Below are 15,886 nucleotides of genomic sequence, written 5' to 3' on the forward strand. Positions count from 1 at the left end.
ACCTCCCGCCACCCGGGAAATGAGCCCGCTTAGGCTGGCGCCATGAACGCAGACGTCTTGCGCGCCGCCTACGAGGCCTTCGCCGTCGTCGTACGCCCCCTCGGGGACGAGGAGTCCTGGCGGCCCACCGGCTGCGCGGGCTGGGCGGTGCGCGACCTGGTCTTCCACTGTGCCGGGGACGTCCAGCGGGCCCTGGTCGCCCTGCACACGCCCGCGGCCGGACCGCCCGACCGGGACGCCGTGACCTACTGGTGGGACTGGGCGCCGGACCCCGCCGGCGCGGCGAACGGACGGCGCTTCAACCGGGTGAGCGCCAGCATGTTCCTCGACTTCCGCCAGCTGCGCGACCTGTACCTGGAGACCACCGCGGCCGCCGTGAACGCCGCCGCCGACGCCCGGCCGGAACTGCGGGTCGCCACCCAGGGCCATGTGCTGACGGCCGGGGACCTCATGCTCACCCTCGCCGTCGAGGCCACCGTCCACCACCTCGACCTCGTGACCGACCTGCCGGGGGCCGCCGGACCGTCCACGGCGGGCCTGGCCGCGGTGCGCGCCACCCTCGACGGTCTCCTCGGCCGGCCCGTGCCGCTCGACTGGAGTGACGAGCACTACGCCCGCGCCGCCACCGGACGCACGCCGCTCACGGACGCCGAACGCCGCGCCCTCGGAGCCGACGCGGACCGCTTCCCGCTGTTCAGCTGATCTGCCTCTTCAGCTGGTCTGCTGGTCCGAGTCCTCGTCGCGGGCCGCGGGCTTCAAGGTGCCCTTCCAGCGCCCGAACGTCCGGGACAGCTGCTGCAACGGCGAGGTGGCCTCCGGATCCGCACGGGACTCCGGTGCCGGGGCGTTCTCGCGGTATATGGCCAGCGCCTCGTTCGCCCGCTCGGCGGCCTCCCGGTACAGGTCCCGGGACTTCGTCATGGCCTCCAGCGCATCGGCGTACATCGTCACGAGCGCGCGCTCCCGTGCGAGTTCCTCCTCCAGCGTCAGCAGCTGCCACTGCTCCCGCAGGGAGGTCACGGCCGCCGCGGCGCCGTCCGGCAGCGGCTTGGGCATCATGGCGTAGCGCGTCACGGTCGCGATGAGCTCGGTGGGCTCCGAGCCGTCGAGGAACACGCTGCGTACGGAGAAGTCCTGGCCGTCGTAGCCGGGCGGCACCGGCGTCCCGGGCAGGACCACGGCACCGCCGCGCGGCACCTCCACGCCGAAGTCCTTCACGGCCCAGTTGAGGACCCGCAGCTGGTGCGGCTCCGCCCGGTGCTCGACCACGCGGTGGCGCAGACCGGGCGGCACCATGTCCGCCAGCGGGCGGCGGCCGCGCTGGTCGGTGGTCATGGCCTCGTGGACGACGACATGCACGGCCCAGCTGCTCCGCACGGCCTGCCGCAACAGTCGCCGTACGTCCTTGTCCTCCTCGGGCAGCACACTCAGGTCCCTCAGGCGCAGCCCCGTGGCGGCGTCACGGTCCCAGAAGACGTCCGCGCTGTCGGGCCAGAACATGGTCGCGGGCGACGGCCAACGCAGATCCCACGGCTGCTCCGCCTCGGCCGCCAGCACCCACTCCTGTCCGCCGCTCGACACGGGGGCGAGCGAGAGCCGGGACCGGACGGTCACCTCGTCGGCGACCCGCCAGCGGGCCTCGAAGATGCGGTCCGGGTCCTCCCCGGTCCCGGACGGCTCCTGGAAGTCGTCGAGGGTCGCGCGCTCCTTCAGTCGCTCCAGGTTCTGCCGCAGGACGTCGGCCGCGTCGGATCCGAGATGGCGGCCGCGGGCCAGCCAGACGGTGGAAGGTGCCGTGGGGTCTGCCTTGCGAGTGCTTGACATGGGTCCATCTGTGAGAAGGAGTGGTGCGTGCCGGGGGCAAGTATCGTCGCCGCCGGCCCGTACCGACCAGGCGGGGTCCGGCGGGCGGACACGGCCGATGTGCGGTGCCCGCCGACCCATGATCTGCCCCGCGCACACGGGGCGCACACGCTCCGCACCGAGCGACCGCGCTTCACTCGTGCCCGGTACGGGATTCCGCACGCCAAAATGACCTCCCGAACAGGGCCCGCCCACCATCCGCATTGGGGCGGGCCCTGTTCGCCGCCCCCACCCGATCGTGCGTTTCGGCTCGCCGAATACATGCGCGTCGGCACGCTGTACGGCGTACCGGACCGGCGCACCGCCGACGAACTGATCGTGCACCGCGGCGCCGGCTCCGGTGGCCGGCCGCTCCGCCTCGGCCTCCAGGGCCGCTCTGACGGGCGGCTCCGTGGTGGCACTGCCCGGCGGGGTCGACACCGTCTGGGCGCTCGTCACGTGCTACCTGGTGACGGCCTTCGCCTGGCTGCTGTACCGCGCGCGGGGCCCCCGTCTCCCCGCCGAAGAGGCTGCCGCCCTCGCGGCACTGGGTCTACTCCTCCCGGCGGTCCGGATCACCGCGGTTCACCCGTGGCTCGACGTGCTGCCCGGCGCGCTGCGCGTGGGGGCCCTGACCCAGGCCGCGGCCCTGATCGCACTGACCGCCGAGCCGGCCGTCGTGAGCGGACGCGACCTGCTCAGCCGTGGTACGTGATGTACCCGTTGCCGTCCCGGTCATTGGCGCTCGCGGTGTACGCGTGGGTGTCGGCGTGCGCGCCCGAGGGCTTGTAGAGGTAGATCGTGTCCTTGTCGTTGTTCCAGATGAAGTTGCAGTTGTTGCGGTAGACGACGTTGTGCGCGTCGGAGTCGGTGCCGCGGCCGCCGCGCAGCTTCACATAGTCGCCGGGCTGGAGCGTGTGGTTCTTCGTGAACGTGAACTTGTTGGTGCTGGTGGAGTCCCTGACGACGTAGCCCTTGAGGTTCACCGTCGCGGTCCGCGAGTAGTTCTTGATCGTCAGGTACTCCTCGTCGGTGTTGCCGGTGGTGCAGCTGTTGGAGTCCCGGCCGGGGGCGTCGTACTGGACGCCCTTGATCTTCAGCGCCGACGAGTACTCGGCGGCGTGGGCCGGGACCGCGGCCAGCATGGTCAGCGCACCTGCGGCCGCGACCACTGCTATGTGTCCTCTGCGCATGGAAAAGCCCCCCCCTGTGAAGGTCTCGTGAAGAAGACCTGGAGCGTATACAACGCGGAGCACCAAGGGGGCTTTTCGGTTGAATCAGTAACCTACTCGGAATGTGGCGTCCTGCTTTTCCGTGGTCGTGGAGACGGGATCGATGCGCAGGACGTAGTTGGAGTGGCGGATGTAGCGGGTCGGGTTGTTGTACGAGCGGAAGGACGCCCAGCTCGCGTCCGCGAGGCCCGCCGTACGGTAGAAGGTCGCGTCACCGGCGAACGTCGACGTGCCGTCGTTGACGTCGAGTTGGAGCGCGTAGTTGTAGTGCCGCAGGTAGCGGTCGGGGTAGTTGACCGACCGGAACGAGACTCCGGAACTGTCGGCGAGGCCCGGGACGAGGGTCCACAGGGAGTCCTTGTACGGCTCGACCGGGTACTCGTCGATGCGGCCCGCGTAGTCGGAGTGGCGGACGTAACGGGCCGGGTAGTTGTAGGACTTGAGCCGGTTCCAGGCCGGGGCGCCCCACTTCGCCAGCAGGTTGTTGTACTCGGCCGTGGTGATCGTCGCGATGCCGCAGTGCTTGGAGTTGACCGGCTGGGTGTAGGTCTTCTGGTCGAGGGCGGTCCACGTGCCGGAGGCGAGGCTGCCGGCCTGCCAGGCGTAGAAGACGCCGTTGGGCGTGTAGGTGTCGCCCCACAGCCACCACGTGCCGGAGCTGAGGGACTTGACCACAGTGGGGGCTTCGGTGCCGCCGTGCGCCACGCCCGCGCTGTACTCGGTGAAGCTGCCCGGGTTCAGAGTGGTGGACCGGGCGCTCACCAGGGTCTGGCTCTTCTTGAAGAAGAGGTAGTTGTAGCCGTTCACACCCACGGCCATGTCGCCGTCGATGACGTCGTAGCCGGGGTCGAAGAACACCTGCGGGGCCGAGGCGGTGACGAAGTCGCTGGTGTAGTTGACCATGATCACGTTGTGGCCGCTGGAGTTGACCGAGGAGTAGATGACCGCGTACTGGCCGCGCCCCGCGTCCCAGAACGCCTCGGGCGCCCAGCTGTGGGTCGTCATGTCGTGCAGCTTCAGACGCCGGTAGCCCGTGAAGGTGCGCAGGTCGACGGAGTCCCAGACGTGGATGTACTGGCTGTTGTAGTTCCAGTCGGTGCCCTTGAGGTCGGTGGCGAGTACGACGAACGTGCCGTCCTGCTTGCGCATGAGGAACGGGTCGCGCAGGCCCAGGGCGCCGGCGGTGGGGGTGACCAGGGGGTTGTTCTGGTTGAGCGGCGTCCAGTTCAGCCCGTCGGGGCTGACGGCCAGGTGCAGGCCGTAGTCGGTGCCGTCGCCGAGGTTGGTCGACTCGGTGAAGTACACCATCGCGTACGCCGAGTCTGCGGCCTGCGCGGTGCCCGCGCCGAGCGTCAGGGCGAGCGGCACGGCGGCCGTCATGCCCAGGAGGCCGCGGCGGGACAGGTGGGGGTTTGCGCTCATCTTGCTCTCCAAGGTGGCGTGCGGGGCACCTCAATGACCGGTATTTCGAACGGAGTTCGGTAAATCGATCAGAAGGTAGGGCCTCGCCATGAGCGCGTCAATCGTCCTGTCACTCTTTTGTGATTCCTGTGCGCCCGGGGCGCCGGAGCGCCCCGGGCGGGTGGGGTCAGCGCTGGGTGTAGATGAAGCCGATCTTGTCGACCTCGTCGCCGCCACGGCCGTGGAACCCGGCGATCTGCCAGCCGGCCGGCGCGGTGCGGGTGACGCAGTCGGAGGTGGTGGTGCCGCCGGTCAGGCTGCGCCCGAGGTTGGTGGTGAACTTGGCGTAGAAGATCCGTGTGTGGCCGTCCTTCTCGGCCTGGCACAGGTTCGCCGTGGTCACGTACTCGCCGCTGCCGAGCGTGAGGGAGGACGCGGTGCCGCCGGTCCCGCCGTGGGCGAGGGTGGTGCCGTTGGACAGGGTGAGGCTCATCTGGTCGATGCGGGAGCCGGCCCGCAGGGCGAGGGTGGTGGCGCGGGCGCCGGCGGGAACGCTGTTGATGTCGTTGTAGTAGTCGCCGTGCGGGCCGCCGTACTGGTCGCTGAGCTGGTAGGCGGCGCTGCGTGACCAGGTGAAGCCGACGCTGATCGGGTCGTGGTCGGAGAGCATGAGCCCGGCGTCCGTGAGGAACTTGGCGTGCTCGTTGTTGTACGAGGTGGCGTTCAGTGAGACGAGTCTGCTGCTGCGGTAGAGGACCTTGTCGACGACCTCGCAGGTGTTGGGGACGGTGGGGCCCGTCTGGTCGCAGACCAGGGCGTCGCTGCCCTTGGCGGGCGGGGTGCCGCCGCGGACGAGCTGGACCCAGGGGTCGGTGAGGCCGTTGGCGGCGGCGAACTCGGCGATGGTGTCGCCGGAGCGGGTGTAGCGGGTGTTGGTGTCGCCCATCACCACGACCGCGTTCCCGGCGGAGTGGGTCTGGATGAAGGCGGTGAGCTGGTTGAGGTTGTCGGCGCGGGAGGCGAGGTCGCCGTCGTTGGTGCCCGCGTTGGTGTGCAGGTTGTAGAAGTCGACGTAGACGCCCTCGGCGAGGCGCTCGCGCATGAAGGTGAAGCCCTTGGGTGTCAGACAGTCGCCCGAGTCCACCTGGCAGGAGTTCCAGTGCGCCCGTTCGAAGTCATCACCGTCGTACGGGACCTTCGAGAGGGTGTTGAGGCCGCTGCCGATGCCGGCGCCGCCGCTCGTGGGGGTGCGGTAGGCGTGGTTCGTGTCGCCCGCGTAGAGGTAGGCGTGATAGTTGAAGTCCTCTTCCACGTGGACGATGTCGTAGGGCGCTATGCGCTGGCCGATCGCCGTCGTGCTCGACTCGCGGGGTGTCGACGCGCTGGAGATGGCCTCTGGCAGGCCGGCGACGTTGTAGCTGAGGACGCTGAAGCTGCCCGAGTCGGCGGCCGTGGCGGAGGGGGCGGCCGCGGTGAGTCCGCCGAGGACGGCGGTGGTCGCCGCCAGAGCGGCGAAGAGTCTGCGCATGGGGAGTGTCTCCTGACGGAGTGGCGCGGGTGAATGGAGCGAGCGGGACAGAAGTTACCGCCGGTTACCCGATGTTGTCGCGGTCTCGTGTGCGCCTTTGCCGCCAAGTCCCCTGCACCTGACCGGCTGTTGGGACCCCGCGCCCGCCACCGTTCATCTCTCCTTCACGCCCGGTGGCTGAATCTCGGCCCTGCGGATGCCGTGGCTCCAGATCGATAAGAGTTGTGGAATTTCCGCGCGGCATATCTGTCTACGATATGAAGATCGTACGGAGAGGGAACGCGCGTGAGTGAACCACCAGTTCTCGTCTGCCCGGAGTGCGGGGCGCCCCGGGCGGCGGACGGCACCCCCTCCTGCGCCTGCGCGCACCGCGCCTCCGAGGCCCACCTCGAGTCCCGTACGGCCGAGGCGGCGGCCGCGGAGGACTTCGACCCGGTGCGCATACGACCCTTCGTGGAGGTCGGCGAGGAACCGGCGGACCCGGCCGACGAGCCGGAACCGGCGGGCCTGACAAGGGAATTGAGTGACGTCACCCCAGCCGGGACGGACGCGGAACAGGAGCCTCTTCGGCAGTCGCCCGTGGAGCCCCCGGCCGAGAGCGCTCCGAACCGTCGGAGGCGGCGGACGGTCGTCGTCGCCGGGGCGGGAGCGGCCGCCGCCGTCCTGGTCACGGGTGGCTTCGTCGGTGGGTTCTTCACCTACGACGGCCCGTCACGGGATGGTTCCGTGGCCGGCGGCGTGCGCGCGGGTGTACCGGAGCCGCAGCCGTCGTCGAGCGGCCCGTCCGTCACCGCCTCTTCTCCTACCGCCACCTCGGCACAGTCGTCCCGGCCGCCCTCCTCCTCGCCGAGCGCGGAGGAGGCCGGCGGCAGCGCGTCCCCGACGGGCACCGCCACCCCGACCGGGACCCCGTCGAGCGCGGTCGCCACCGCCACGGTGGCCCCGGGCCCGACGGCGTCGAGCGGCCGGCCCCCGGTGCTCCGCCTCGGCGACCAGGGGCCCGAGGTCGTCGAACTCCAGCTTCGCCTCCGGCAGGTCGGCATGTACGGCGGGGAAGCCGACGGCGACTTCGACCAGCAGGTCCAGAGTGCGGTGCGCAGCTACCAGGTCAGCCGCTTCGTCCTTCAGGACGAGTCCGGCGTGTACGGCAAGGCGACGCGCACTGCACTCGAGTCCGAGACCTCGGAGCCGTGACCGCTCGGAGCTAGCTCCGGCGGCCGTCGGAAGCGTGCGTCCGGTCGTAGGGGCGGGGGTAACGGGCGGGGGAGTAGGGGACATAGCGGGCCGGAGAGCCCGGATCGGCTTGGGTGGCACGTGAGTTGAGTGCGGCGGGATCGCTGCCTGTCCAGTGGCCGGTCGCGATGCGGTCCTCCAGAGTGTGCAGGGCGGCGACCTGCTCGCCGGGGCTGAAAGTACAGTGGCCCGCGTTGTCGACATAGCGCTGTCGCAGCAGGGTTGCCGAGCCCGCAGCGGTGGCGGTCCGGCGGTAGGCGCTCTCGGACTGCACCGGGATCAGCGCGTCGCCAGTGGTGTGGATGTCGAGCTGGGGCTTGGTGAGGCGGCCGGTGAAGGAGCTGGTACGGCTCATCCAGTCGACGGCCTTCGCGGCGGCGCGGGTGCGCGGGGCCTTGCCGAGGGTGTTGAGGTCGGACTTCAGGGAGAGACCGGCCTTCGCGTACAGCTCCTTGACCTCGTTGAGGTAGGGGGAGTCGCGGAGCATCGCGTGGTAGTCGACCCCGGTGTTCCACGACATGTTGCCGCCCGCCCGGGACTCGGCCTCCTGGCGCCAGACGAAGGCGGGGAACTTCACCAGCCCGACTACGGCCTGGTACTGGCCGGACTGCTGGGCTTCCCAGTCGGTGGGCGCGGGCCGGGGCTGTGCGGGGTCGTTCCAGCCGGGGATGTTGTGCAGGGCCGCGGCCAGCGCGATGCGGGCCCGGCCGTCGGCGGTCTGCTGCGCCTCGGTGAGGACGGCGGCCATGGCATCGGACGCTTGGGCCGCGGCAGCCGGGCCCGGCAGTCCGGTCAGCCGGATCCCGGAGCCGGGCGCGAGGAGCGTCTTCAGTGCGAAGACCGGGTCCAGGGTGCTGTTCCAGTTGGCGACGCCGCCCTGGACAAGGCCGCACATCGACAGCGACCCGGTGAGACGGTTCGCGTGGCGCTCCGCGAGGGCGGTCGTGACAAAGCCGCCGTAGGACGTGCCCCAGGCGATGGTGCGCCCGGCGCGTCCGAAGCGGGCGGTGAAGGTGTCCAGGGTGGCGAGCTGGTCGGGCACGGCCTCGGTCACGGCCCAGCCGGTGGTGGCGTACGAGGACCCGATGAGCGCGTACCCCTGCTGCAGGAGCAGGGACTTGGTGGTGTCGTCGGGCGCGTTGCGTGCCGGGTTGGGGACGCCGGGCGGGGTGTAGCCGTGGCTGTAGAGGAGGACCGTGCCGTTCCAGCCGGCCGGTACATCCATGAGGTAGGTCGCACCGGACGGCAGCCGGCCCTCGGCATGGACGTCCTGCGCGGCGTGGGCAGTTGGGGTGAGGGGAGCGGCGAGCAGCAGTGCCGCGACGGTGACGAGCGTACGGGTGCGGATGCGGTGCATCACGAGACGTGGGCTCCTTGGGGGCAGTCCGTATTTTGCTGCGGTCGGGGGGACTGACACCGGCGAAAGTAGGCGTGTACATTGCGGGCGTCAATGATGTGCACAACATCAGTGGGCGCGTCGTGAGGCGTTCTGGCGCCTCGTCAGGAGGGCCCCGTGCAAAGGCGTGTGCTCGGACTTGCCGTTGCGGTGGTGACCCTCGCGGGTGCCGCCGGATGCGGATCCTCGGACTCCGGGAGCGGCGGCACCTCGTCCGCGGGCGGAGCGAAGAAGACGCAGGTCACGGTCGGTGTCATCCCCATCGTCGACGTGGCGCCGCTCTATCTCGGGCAGAAGAAGGGGTTCTTCGCCAGTCGCGGGATCGAGCTGAGGATGGTGACCGCGCAGGGCGGTGCAGCGATCATTCCGGGAGTGGTGAGCGGCCAGTTCCAGTTCGGCTTCAGCAACACCACGTCCTTGATGCTCGCGCAGACCAAGGGCGTCCCCGTGAAGTCCGTGGTCAACGGGGCCGCTTCCAACGGCAAGGTGGGGGCCGACGTCACCGGTGTCCTGGTGAAGAAGGACAGCCCGGTGAAGTCCGCGAAGGACCTGGCCGGACGCTCCGTCGCCGTGAACACCCTCCAGAACATCGGGGACACCACGGTCCGCGAGTCGGTGCGCGAGGACGGCGGCGACCCGGCGAAGGTGAAGTTCGTCGAGATCCCCTTCGACCAGATGCCGGCCGCGCTGGACGGCGGTCGGGTGGACGCCGCGTGGATGGGCGAGCCGGCCCAGACGGTCGCCAAGGCGCAGGGCGCCCGGGTCATCGCCTCGCCCTTCGCCGAGACCGACCCGAAGCTAACAGTCGCGACCTGGTTCACCTCGACGAAGATCGCGCAGCAGAACCCCGAGCTGGTGAAGAAGTTCACCGAGGCCATGACGGAGTCGCTGAAGTACGCCTCCGGTCACCCGGACGAGGCCCGGCAGATCCTCACCGTCTACACCAAGATCAGCGGCGACGTGCTGACCGGGCTCGTCCTCCCGAGCTGGCCGCCCCAGGTCGACACGGCCTCACTGGAGAAGCTCGCCGAACTCGGTGAGAAGGACGGCATCTTCGGCGACAAGAAGCCGGACATCCAGGCCCTGTTCTCCTGAGGGATCAGGCCCTGGGGTGCCGCCCGCTGCCCCTCGCTAGCCCTTCTTCACCTGCCGCTCGGTCCAGAGGTCCCCGCCCCACTTCAGGTGCCGGACGAGGTCCTCGTCGGAGGGGCGGGTGGCGGCCGAGGGGGTGTGGGTGCCCCGGGAGATGTTGCCGCTGACGGTGATGTTGTGCTCCACGCGCGGGCGGCGGAGCGTCTCGTAGAGGGCGAATGCGGCATCCGGATACGGTGCGTCCCGCAGGGACTTGGCGAGCACCACGGCGTCCTCCAGAGCCATCGAGGCGCCCTGGCCGGTCGCGGGGGAGGCCGCGTGGGCGGCGTCGCCGATGAGCAGGGTCCGCCCGGAGCGCCACGGCGTGCCGGTGGGGATCTCGGTGGCATGCGTGACCATGAGGTCGTCGCCGGTGGCCGCGACGAGGTCGGCGGCCGGGGTGGGGTCCTTGCGCAGCAACGGCAACAGCATGTCGCGCCAGTGTGCGGGCGTGCCCTGCGCCAACTCCTCGGCGGGCAGCGGGTCTCCGGTCACCCGGGCGAACCAGTACGTCTCCCCGTCGGGTGACACCGCGTAGCCGAAGGCGGCCCCGCTGCCACGGACCATGGTGATGCACGCGTCCGGGCCGGCGGGAGAGGCGGCGCGTGTGTAGCCGTAGAAAACGTACTGGCCGGCGTAGAACGGCTGTGTCCCGGGCGAGATCGACTGTCGTACGGCGGAGTTCAGGCCGTCGGCGCCGATCAGCAGGTCGCCGGTCGCGGCGGTGCCGTCGGCGAAGTGCGCGGTGACGCCGTCGGGGCCGTCCTCGACGGAGGTGAGCCGTGCGCCGTGCCGGACGGTGATGCCCCGCCGCGCGGCCTCGGCCTGGAGCGCGGTGTTGAGTTCGCCGCGGCGCAGACACCGGTAGCGCAGAAGCGGGTCGGAGGCCTCGCCCATGGGCGCGTGCGCCAACTCGGCGCCTGTCTCGTCCATGACCCGCAGTGAGGTCAGCGGGAAGCCGACCGCCGTCACCGCCGCGGAGGCGTCCAACTGGGCCAGGGCGCGCATGCCGTTGCTCGCCAGGGTGAGGAACGCGCCGATGTCCTCGGCCGAGTCCGGATGGGCCTCGTGCACGGCGGCCTCGAAGCCCGCCTTGTGCAGCGCCAGAGCCGCCGCCGTACCGGCGATGCCGCCACCGATGACCAGTACGCGTGCCACACCCGCCCCGTTCGTCCTGCCTCAGCCCGCACGGTCGTACGGACACGGAAGGAACGACGGGACGACGGCGAGGGTTCCGCCGCCGTCCCCGTGTCGGTCAGGCGCCGCTCTCGCGGAGCATGTCCTCGCGCTCGACGAGCTTCACGCGCGCGCGGCCCTGCGGCTCGCCCAGCGCCTTCTCGGCGGCGTCCAGCCGGTACCAGCCCTCCCAGGTGGTGAAGCGGATGCCACGCTCACCGAGGAACGCGTCCACGGCCTCCGGCTCGGGCGAACCCGGCTTCTGCAGACGGTCGTTCGCGAAGTCGTCCAGGAGGTTCGACACCGTCTCGTTGGCGTCGCCCTTGGTGTGGCCGATCAGGCCCACCGGGCCGCGCCGGATCCAGCCGGTGACGTACGTCGACTGCAGGTGCTCGCCGCTCTCCTGCATGACCCGGCCGCCCTCGTCCGGGACCGTGCCCGAGTCGATGTCCCAGGGCAGCTTGGGCAGCTTGTCGGAGAGGTAGCCGACCGCGCGGTAGACCGCGGTGACGTCCCAGTCCTTGAACTCGCCGGTGCCCTTGACGTTGCCGGTGCCGTCGAGGGCGGTGCGCTCGGTGCGCAGGGCGACGACCTTGCCGTCCGCACCGAGGATCTCGGTGGGCGACTCGAAGAAGTGCAGGAACAGTTTGTGCGGACGGTCGCCGACATCGCGGATCGCCCAGTTCTCCAGGGTCTTGGCGACCATGTCGGCCTGCTTGTTGCCGCGCCGGGTCTCGATCGAGCCCTCGTCGTAGTCGATGTCCTCGGGGTCGACGATGACCTCGATGTTGGGGGAGTGGTCCAGCTCGCGCAGTTCCATCGGGGAGAACTTCGCCTGCGCCGGGCCGCGGCGGCCGAAGACGTGGACCTCCAGCGCCTTGTTGGCCTTGAGGCCCTCGTGGACGTTCGGCGGGATCTCGGTCGGCAGCAGTTCGTCCGCCGTTTTGGCCAGGATGCGCGCCACGTCGAGCGCGACGTTGCCGACGCCGAGGACGGCGACCTTCTCGGCCTCCAGGGGCCAGGTGCGCGGCACGTCCGGGTGGCCGTCGTACCAGGACACGAAGTCGGCGGCGCCGTACGAGCCGTCGAGCTCGACGCCCGGTATGCGCAGCTCGCGGTCGGCGGTCGCGCCCGTGGAGAAGATCACGGCGTCGTAGAACGCGCGCAGGTCGTCCAGGCTGATGTCCGTCGGGTAGTCGACGTTGCCGAAGAGGCGGATCTGCGGCTTGTCGAGCACCTGGTGCAGGGCCGTGATGATGCCCTTGATCCGGGGGTGGTCCGGAGCCACGCCGTAACGGATCAGTCCGAACGGGGCCGGCATCCGCTCGAAGAGGTCGATGGAGACACCGGGTGCGGTGGCCACATCCGACTTGAGCAGCGCGTCGGCGGCGTAGATCCCGGCGGGGCCGGCTCCGACGATGGCTACCCGCAGGGGGCGGGGCATGATCAGGTTCCCTTCGAGCGGTGACAGATCAACTCGAGGGAAGCCTAAGCTAAGGCAAGCCTAAGTCGGTACGCGGGTCCGGTCTATGGACTCATAAGATCACCTTATGAGTGGCGAAGGCCGTCAAAGCGGGTCATGGCAGTGGCTGTTCGGCCCAGATGACCTTGCCCTCCGGGGTGTACCGGGTGCCCCAGCGGTCGCTGAGCTGGGCGACGAGGAACAGGCCGCGGCCGCCCTCGTCGGTCATCGCCGCGTACCGCAGATGCGGTGAGGTGCTGCTGCTGTCGAAGACCTCGCAGATCAGGGTGCGGTCGTGCAGCACGCGCACATGGATGGGGTCGCCGCCGTAGCGGATGGCGTTGGTGACCAGTTCGCTCAGGATCAGCTCCGTGGTGAAGGCGAGCTCGTCCAGGTCCCAGCGGGCGAGCTGCCGGGACACCGCCGCCCGGACGTCCGAGACGGCCGCCGGGTCGGCCGGGACCTGCCACTCGGCGATCCGGTCGGCGGGGAGCGCCCGGGTGCGGGCCACGATCAGCGCGATGTCGTCGGTGGCGCGGGTCGGCGGCCGCGCGTCCAGCACCGCCCGGCAGGTGTCCTCGGGCGAGGGGCCCGCCTGTTCCAAGGCTGTGCGGAGCAGTTCCAGGCCCACGTCGATGTCGCGCTCGCGGTCTTCCACCAGCCCGTCCGTGTAGAGCACCAGACGGCTGCCCTCGGCGAGTTCCAGGTCGGCCGTCTCGAACGGCAGGCCGCCGAGGCCGAGCGGAGGGCCGGCGGGCACGTCGGGGTATTCGACGCTGCCGTCGGGGTGGATGAGGGCGGGCGGCGGATGCCCGGCCCGGGCGATCGTGCACAGCCGTGAGACCGGGTCGTAGACGGCGTACAGGCAGGTCGCGCCGGTGACGGGGGAGTTGCCGCTCTCCTCCGCCTCGTCCTGGTCGATCCGGGCGACCAACTCGTCGAGGAGGGCGAGCAGTTCGTCGGGGGGCAGGTCGAGCGCGGAGAAGTTGTGCACCGCCGTGCGCAGCCGCCCCATGGTGGCCGCGGCGTGCAGTCCGTGCCCCACGACGTCGCCGACCACGAGCGCGACCCGCGCACCGGACAGCGGCAGTACGTCGAACCAGTCGCCGCCCACCCCGGCCTGCGCCGGCAGGTACTTGTAGGCGATGTCCAGGGCGTCCTGCTCGGGCAGCCGGCGCGGCAGCAGACTGCGCTGGAGCGTCACCGCCATGGTGTGCTCACGGGTGTAGCGGCGGGCGTTGTCGATGGAGACCGCGGCCCGGGTGACGAGCTCCTCGGCGAGGGCGACCTCGTCTGCGTCGAAGGGCTGGGGCTTGTCCGAGCGCCAGAAGCTGACGGTGCCCAGGACGAGGTCGCCGACCCGCAGGGGGACGGCGATCAGCGAGTGGATGCCGTACTCGATGACCTGCGCGGAGCGCTCCAGGTCCTGCGCGCGCCACCCGGTGGCCTCGGCGAGACGAGGCTCCAGGACGGCCCGGCCGCTGCCGATGCCGCGGGCCTGGGGCGCGGAGTCGACCAGCGGGATCCGCTCGCCGACCTTGTACAGCGGGGCGTCCTCACGGATCCCGCTGAGCGCGGTGCGGCGCAGGGTGGTCGCCGCCTCCGGCTGGCCGCCGCTGAGCACCGCGTCGAACAGGTCGACGGTGGCGAAGTCCGCGAACCGCGGCACGGAGAGCTCCGCCAGTTCCTCGGCGGTGCGGGTGACGTCCAGGCTCGTCCCGATGCCCACCGTGGCGTCGTACAGCATGTCGAGGCGCTCGCGGGCCGCCTCGGCGCGCCCGGACAGGGCGCGCAGCTCGGTCGAGTCGCGCAGGGTGGCGACGCTGCCCGGGGGGCCGCCCTGGATGTCGGTGGGCCGCTGGTTGACCGCGAGGAGCCGGTCCTTGACCCGGTGCACCTCGTCGGTGGCGACCCGCCCGGAGGCCAGCAGCCCGGCGGTGTCGGCCGGGAGGGCGAGGTCGAGGACGTGCCGGCCCTCGGCGTCGGCGGGCAGGTCGAGCAGCCGGTGGGCCTCGTCGTTGGCGAGCAGCAGCCGCCCCTCGCCGCCGACGATCAGCACGCCCTCCCGTACGGCGTGCAGGACCGCGTCGTGATGCTCGTACATGCGGGTCATCTCGTGCGGACCCAGACCGTGCGTCTGGCGCAGCAGCCGTCTGCTGACCAGCGCGGTGCCGCCGGTGGCGAGGGCGAGTCCCACGGCGGCGGCCATCAGGAGCAGCGGCAGCTGCTGGTTCGCGGTGCCGCCCACCTTCGCCGTGGTGATGCCGGCCGACACCAGGCCGACGACCTTCCCGTTGTCCGCCTTGACCGGGACGACGGCTTGCACGAGCGGTCCGATGGTTCCCGTGATGTCCTCGGTCACGACCTTCCCGGCCAGAGCGGGGGCGATGTTCCCGACGAACTTCTTCCCGATGCGGTCCGGCTTGGGGTGCGTGTAGCGGATGCCGTCGGTGTTCATGACGACGATGAAGTCCACGTCGGTCGCCCGGCGGGCCGCCTCGGCGCGCGGCTGGAGCACCGCCGACGGGTCGGGGGAGCTGAGTGCCTCCACGGTGCCCGGAGCGTTGGCGAAGGCCTCGGCCACGGCGACGGAACGGTTGCGGGCCTCGATGGTGCTGTCGTGCCGCACCTGGAGCACCAGAGCCACCACCGCGGCCACGACCAGCAGCAGGACGATCACGACCTGCAGGACGAACACCTGTCCCGCCACACTGCGACCGCCGACCACCGCCCGCAGGGCTCCCGGCCGCCGTCGTGTCCGGGCTCCGTCACGCTCCACCCGCGTGGGCGAACTACCCCTCAGCGGGCCCTCGTGCTGTGTGTGAGCGGGGTCGGGCGTCTGGGGCGCGCGGGGGCCGCCGGGGCGACGGGCCGGCCCGCCCCCGGAACGGCCCGGGAGTCGGACCATGTGCCCATGTCTACACTGCCGCGCCCCGCGAGGCGAGGGGCGTCACATGGTGTGACAGAACAGCCACAGACCCTCCTCAGTGCGTCGCGGGCGGGGGTGCGGTGCGCCGGGTGGCGAGGAGGCGCGCGATGTCGTCCGGGTAGTCCTGGGTGGGGCGGGCGGGCGTTGCTGTCGCCTCCAGGGAGGCGGGGGGTCACGTGGTGTGAGGGGTGAGCGACGGTCTCGTCTCAGTGCGGCCCGGGTGGGGGTGCTGTGCGCTGGGTGGCGAGGAGGAGCGCGCTGTCGTTCGGGGGGTCCTGGGTGGGGCGGGCGGGCGTTGCTGTCGCGGCCGGGGAGGCGGGGGGCACGTGGTGTGAGGGGTGAGCGACGGTCTCTTCTCAGTGCGGCCCGGGTGGGGGTGCTGTGCGCCGGGTGGCGAGGAGGATCGCGCTGTCGTTGGGGCGTTCTGGGCGTGGCGGCGGTCGTTGCTGTCGCGTCCGGGGAGGCGGGGGGCACGTGGTGTGACGGGTCGGCGACGGTCTCTTCTCAGTGCGGGGCGGGCGGTGGTGCTGGGCGATGTCGTCCGGGCGGTTCTGGG

At 71.0% G+C, this 15,886-nt stretch carries 12 protein-coding genes; 4 read left to right on the forward strand and 8 right to left on the reverse strand.

Features of this window, described 5'->3' with window-relative positions:
- Window positions 1-42: 42 nt before the first annotated feature.
- Window positions 43-702: a maleylpyruvate isomerase N-terminal domain-containing protein gene (locus BFN33_RS11195; protein WP_069759800.1), complete on the forward strand. Its 660-nt coding sequence runs from the start codon at window positions 43-45 to the stop codon at window positions 700-702.
- A gap of 9 nt (window positions 703-711) precedes the next feature.
- Here the strand turns inward: BFN33_RS11195 and BFN33_RS11200 are convergent, their stop codons facing one another.
- Window positions 712-1,824, reverse strand: coding sequence for a hypothetical protein (locus BFN33_RS11200; protein WP_069759801.1), 1,113 nt, complete (start codon window positions 1,822-1,824; stop codon window positions 712-714).
- A 379-nt stretch (window positions 1,825-2,203) separates the two neighbouring features.
- Between BFN33_RS11200 and BFN33_RS11205 the strand changes: the two genes are divergently transcribed.
- Window positions 2,204-2,557: a hypothetical protein gene (locus BFN33_RS11205; RefSeq protein ID WP_256122719.1), complete on the forward strand. Its 354-nt coding sequence runs from the start codon at window positions 2,204-2,206 to the stop codon at window positions 2,555-2,557.
- Here the strand turns inward: BFN33_RS11205 and BFN33_RS11210 are convergent.
- The 3 genes from BFN33_RS11210 to BFN33_RS11220 form a co-directional block, all read right to left on the reverse strand.
- Window positions 2,541-3,035 (reverse strand): lamin tail domain-containing protein, encoded by a 495-nt coding sequence (locus tag BFN33_RS11210; RefSeq protein ID WP_069759802.1) that lies wholly within the window; start codon window positions 3,033-3,035, stop codon window positions 2,541-2,543. The two genes, BFN33_RS11205 and BFN33_RS11210, sit on opposite strands and share 17 nt — an antisense overlap.
- Window positions 3,036-3,119: 84 nt before the next feature.
- Window positions 3,120-4,496 (reverse strand): glycoside hydrolase family 43 protein, encoded by a 1,377-nt coding sequence (locus tag BFN33_RS11215; RefSeq protein WP_069759803.1) that lies wholly within the window; start codon window positions 4,494-4,496, stop codon window positions 3,120-3,122.
- 166 nt (window positions 4,497-4,662) lie between these two features.
- Entirely contained in the window at window positions 4,663-6,003 is a 1,341-nt protein-coding gene (locus tag BFN33_RS11220) for a jacalin-like lectin (RefSeq protein ID WP_069759804.1), read from the reverse strand.
- A 285-nt stretch (window positions 6,004-6,288) separates the two neighbouring features.
- Here BFN33_RS11220 and BFN33_RS11225 point away from each other — a divergent pair, with 285 nt between their 5' ends.
- Entirely contained in the window at window positions 6,289-7,197 is a 909-nt protein-coding gene (locus tag BFN33_RS11225) for a peptidoglycan-binding protein (RefSeq protein WP_069759805.1), read from the forward strand.
- 10 nt (window positions 7,198-7,207) lie between these two features.
- Here the strand turns inward: BFN33_RS11225 and BFN33_RS11230 are convergent, their stop codons facing one another.
- On the reverse strand, window positions 7,208-8,593 hold the full coding sequence (locus tag BFN33_RS11230) for a S9 family peptidase (protein ID WP_069759806.1): 1,386 nt from the start codon (window positions 8,591-8,593) through the stop codon (window positions 7,208-7,210).
- Window positions 8,594-8,749: 156 nt separating this feature from the next.
- Here BFN33_RS11230 and BFN33_RS11235 point away from each other — a divergent pair, with 156 nt between their 5' ends.
- On the forward strand, window positions 8,750-9,727 hold the full coding sequence (locus tag BFN33_RS11235; RefSeq protein WP_069759807.1) for an ABC transporter substrate-binding protein: 978 nt from the start codon (window positions 8,750-8,752) through the stop codon (window positions 9,725-9,727).
- A 36-nt stretch (window positions 9,728-9,763) separates the two neighbouring features.
- Here the strand turns inward: BFN33_RS11235 and BFN33_RS11240 are convergent, their stop codons facing one another.
- The 3 genes from BFN33_RS11240 to BFN33_RS11250 all read right to left on the reverse strand — a co-directional run bounded on the left by BFN33_RS11240 (window position 9,764) and on the right by BFN33_RS11250 (window position 15,309).
- Complete coding sequence (locus BFN33_RS11240; protein ID WP_069759808.1) at window positions 9,764-10,921, reverse strand: FAD-dependent monooxygenase; 1,158 nt, start codon at window positions 10,919-10,921, stop codon at window positions 9,764-9,766.
- Between the two features lie 97 nt (window positions 10,922-11,018).
- Window positions 11,019-12,383 carry an FAD-dependent oxidoreductase gene (locus BFN33_RS11245; RefSeq protein WP_069759809.1) on the reverse strand — a complete coding sequence of 455 codons (1,365 nt, stop codon included), beginning with the start codon at window positions 12,381-12,383 and terminating at the stop codon, window positions 11,019-11,021.
- A gap of 133 nt (window positions 12,384-12,516) precedes the next feature.
- Complete coding sequence (locus BFN33_RS11250; RefSeq protein WP_079140761.1) at window positions 12,517-15,309, reverse strand: SpoIIE family protein phosphatase/ATP-binding protein; 2,793 nt, start codon at window positions 15,307-15,309, stop codon at window positions 12,517-12,519.
- Window positions 15,310-15,886 lie beyond the last annotated feature (577 nt).

The organism is Streptomyces sp. LUP47B (assembly GCF_001746295.1).
GTDB lineage: Bacteria > Actinomycetota > Actinomycetes > Streptomycetales > Streptomycetaceae > Streptomyces.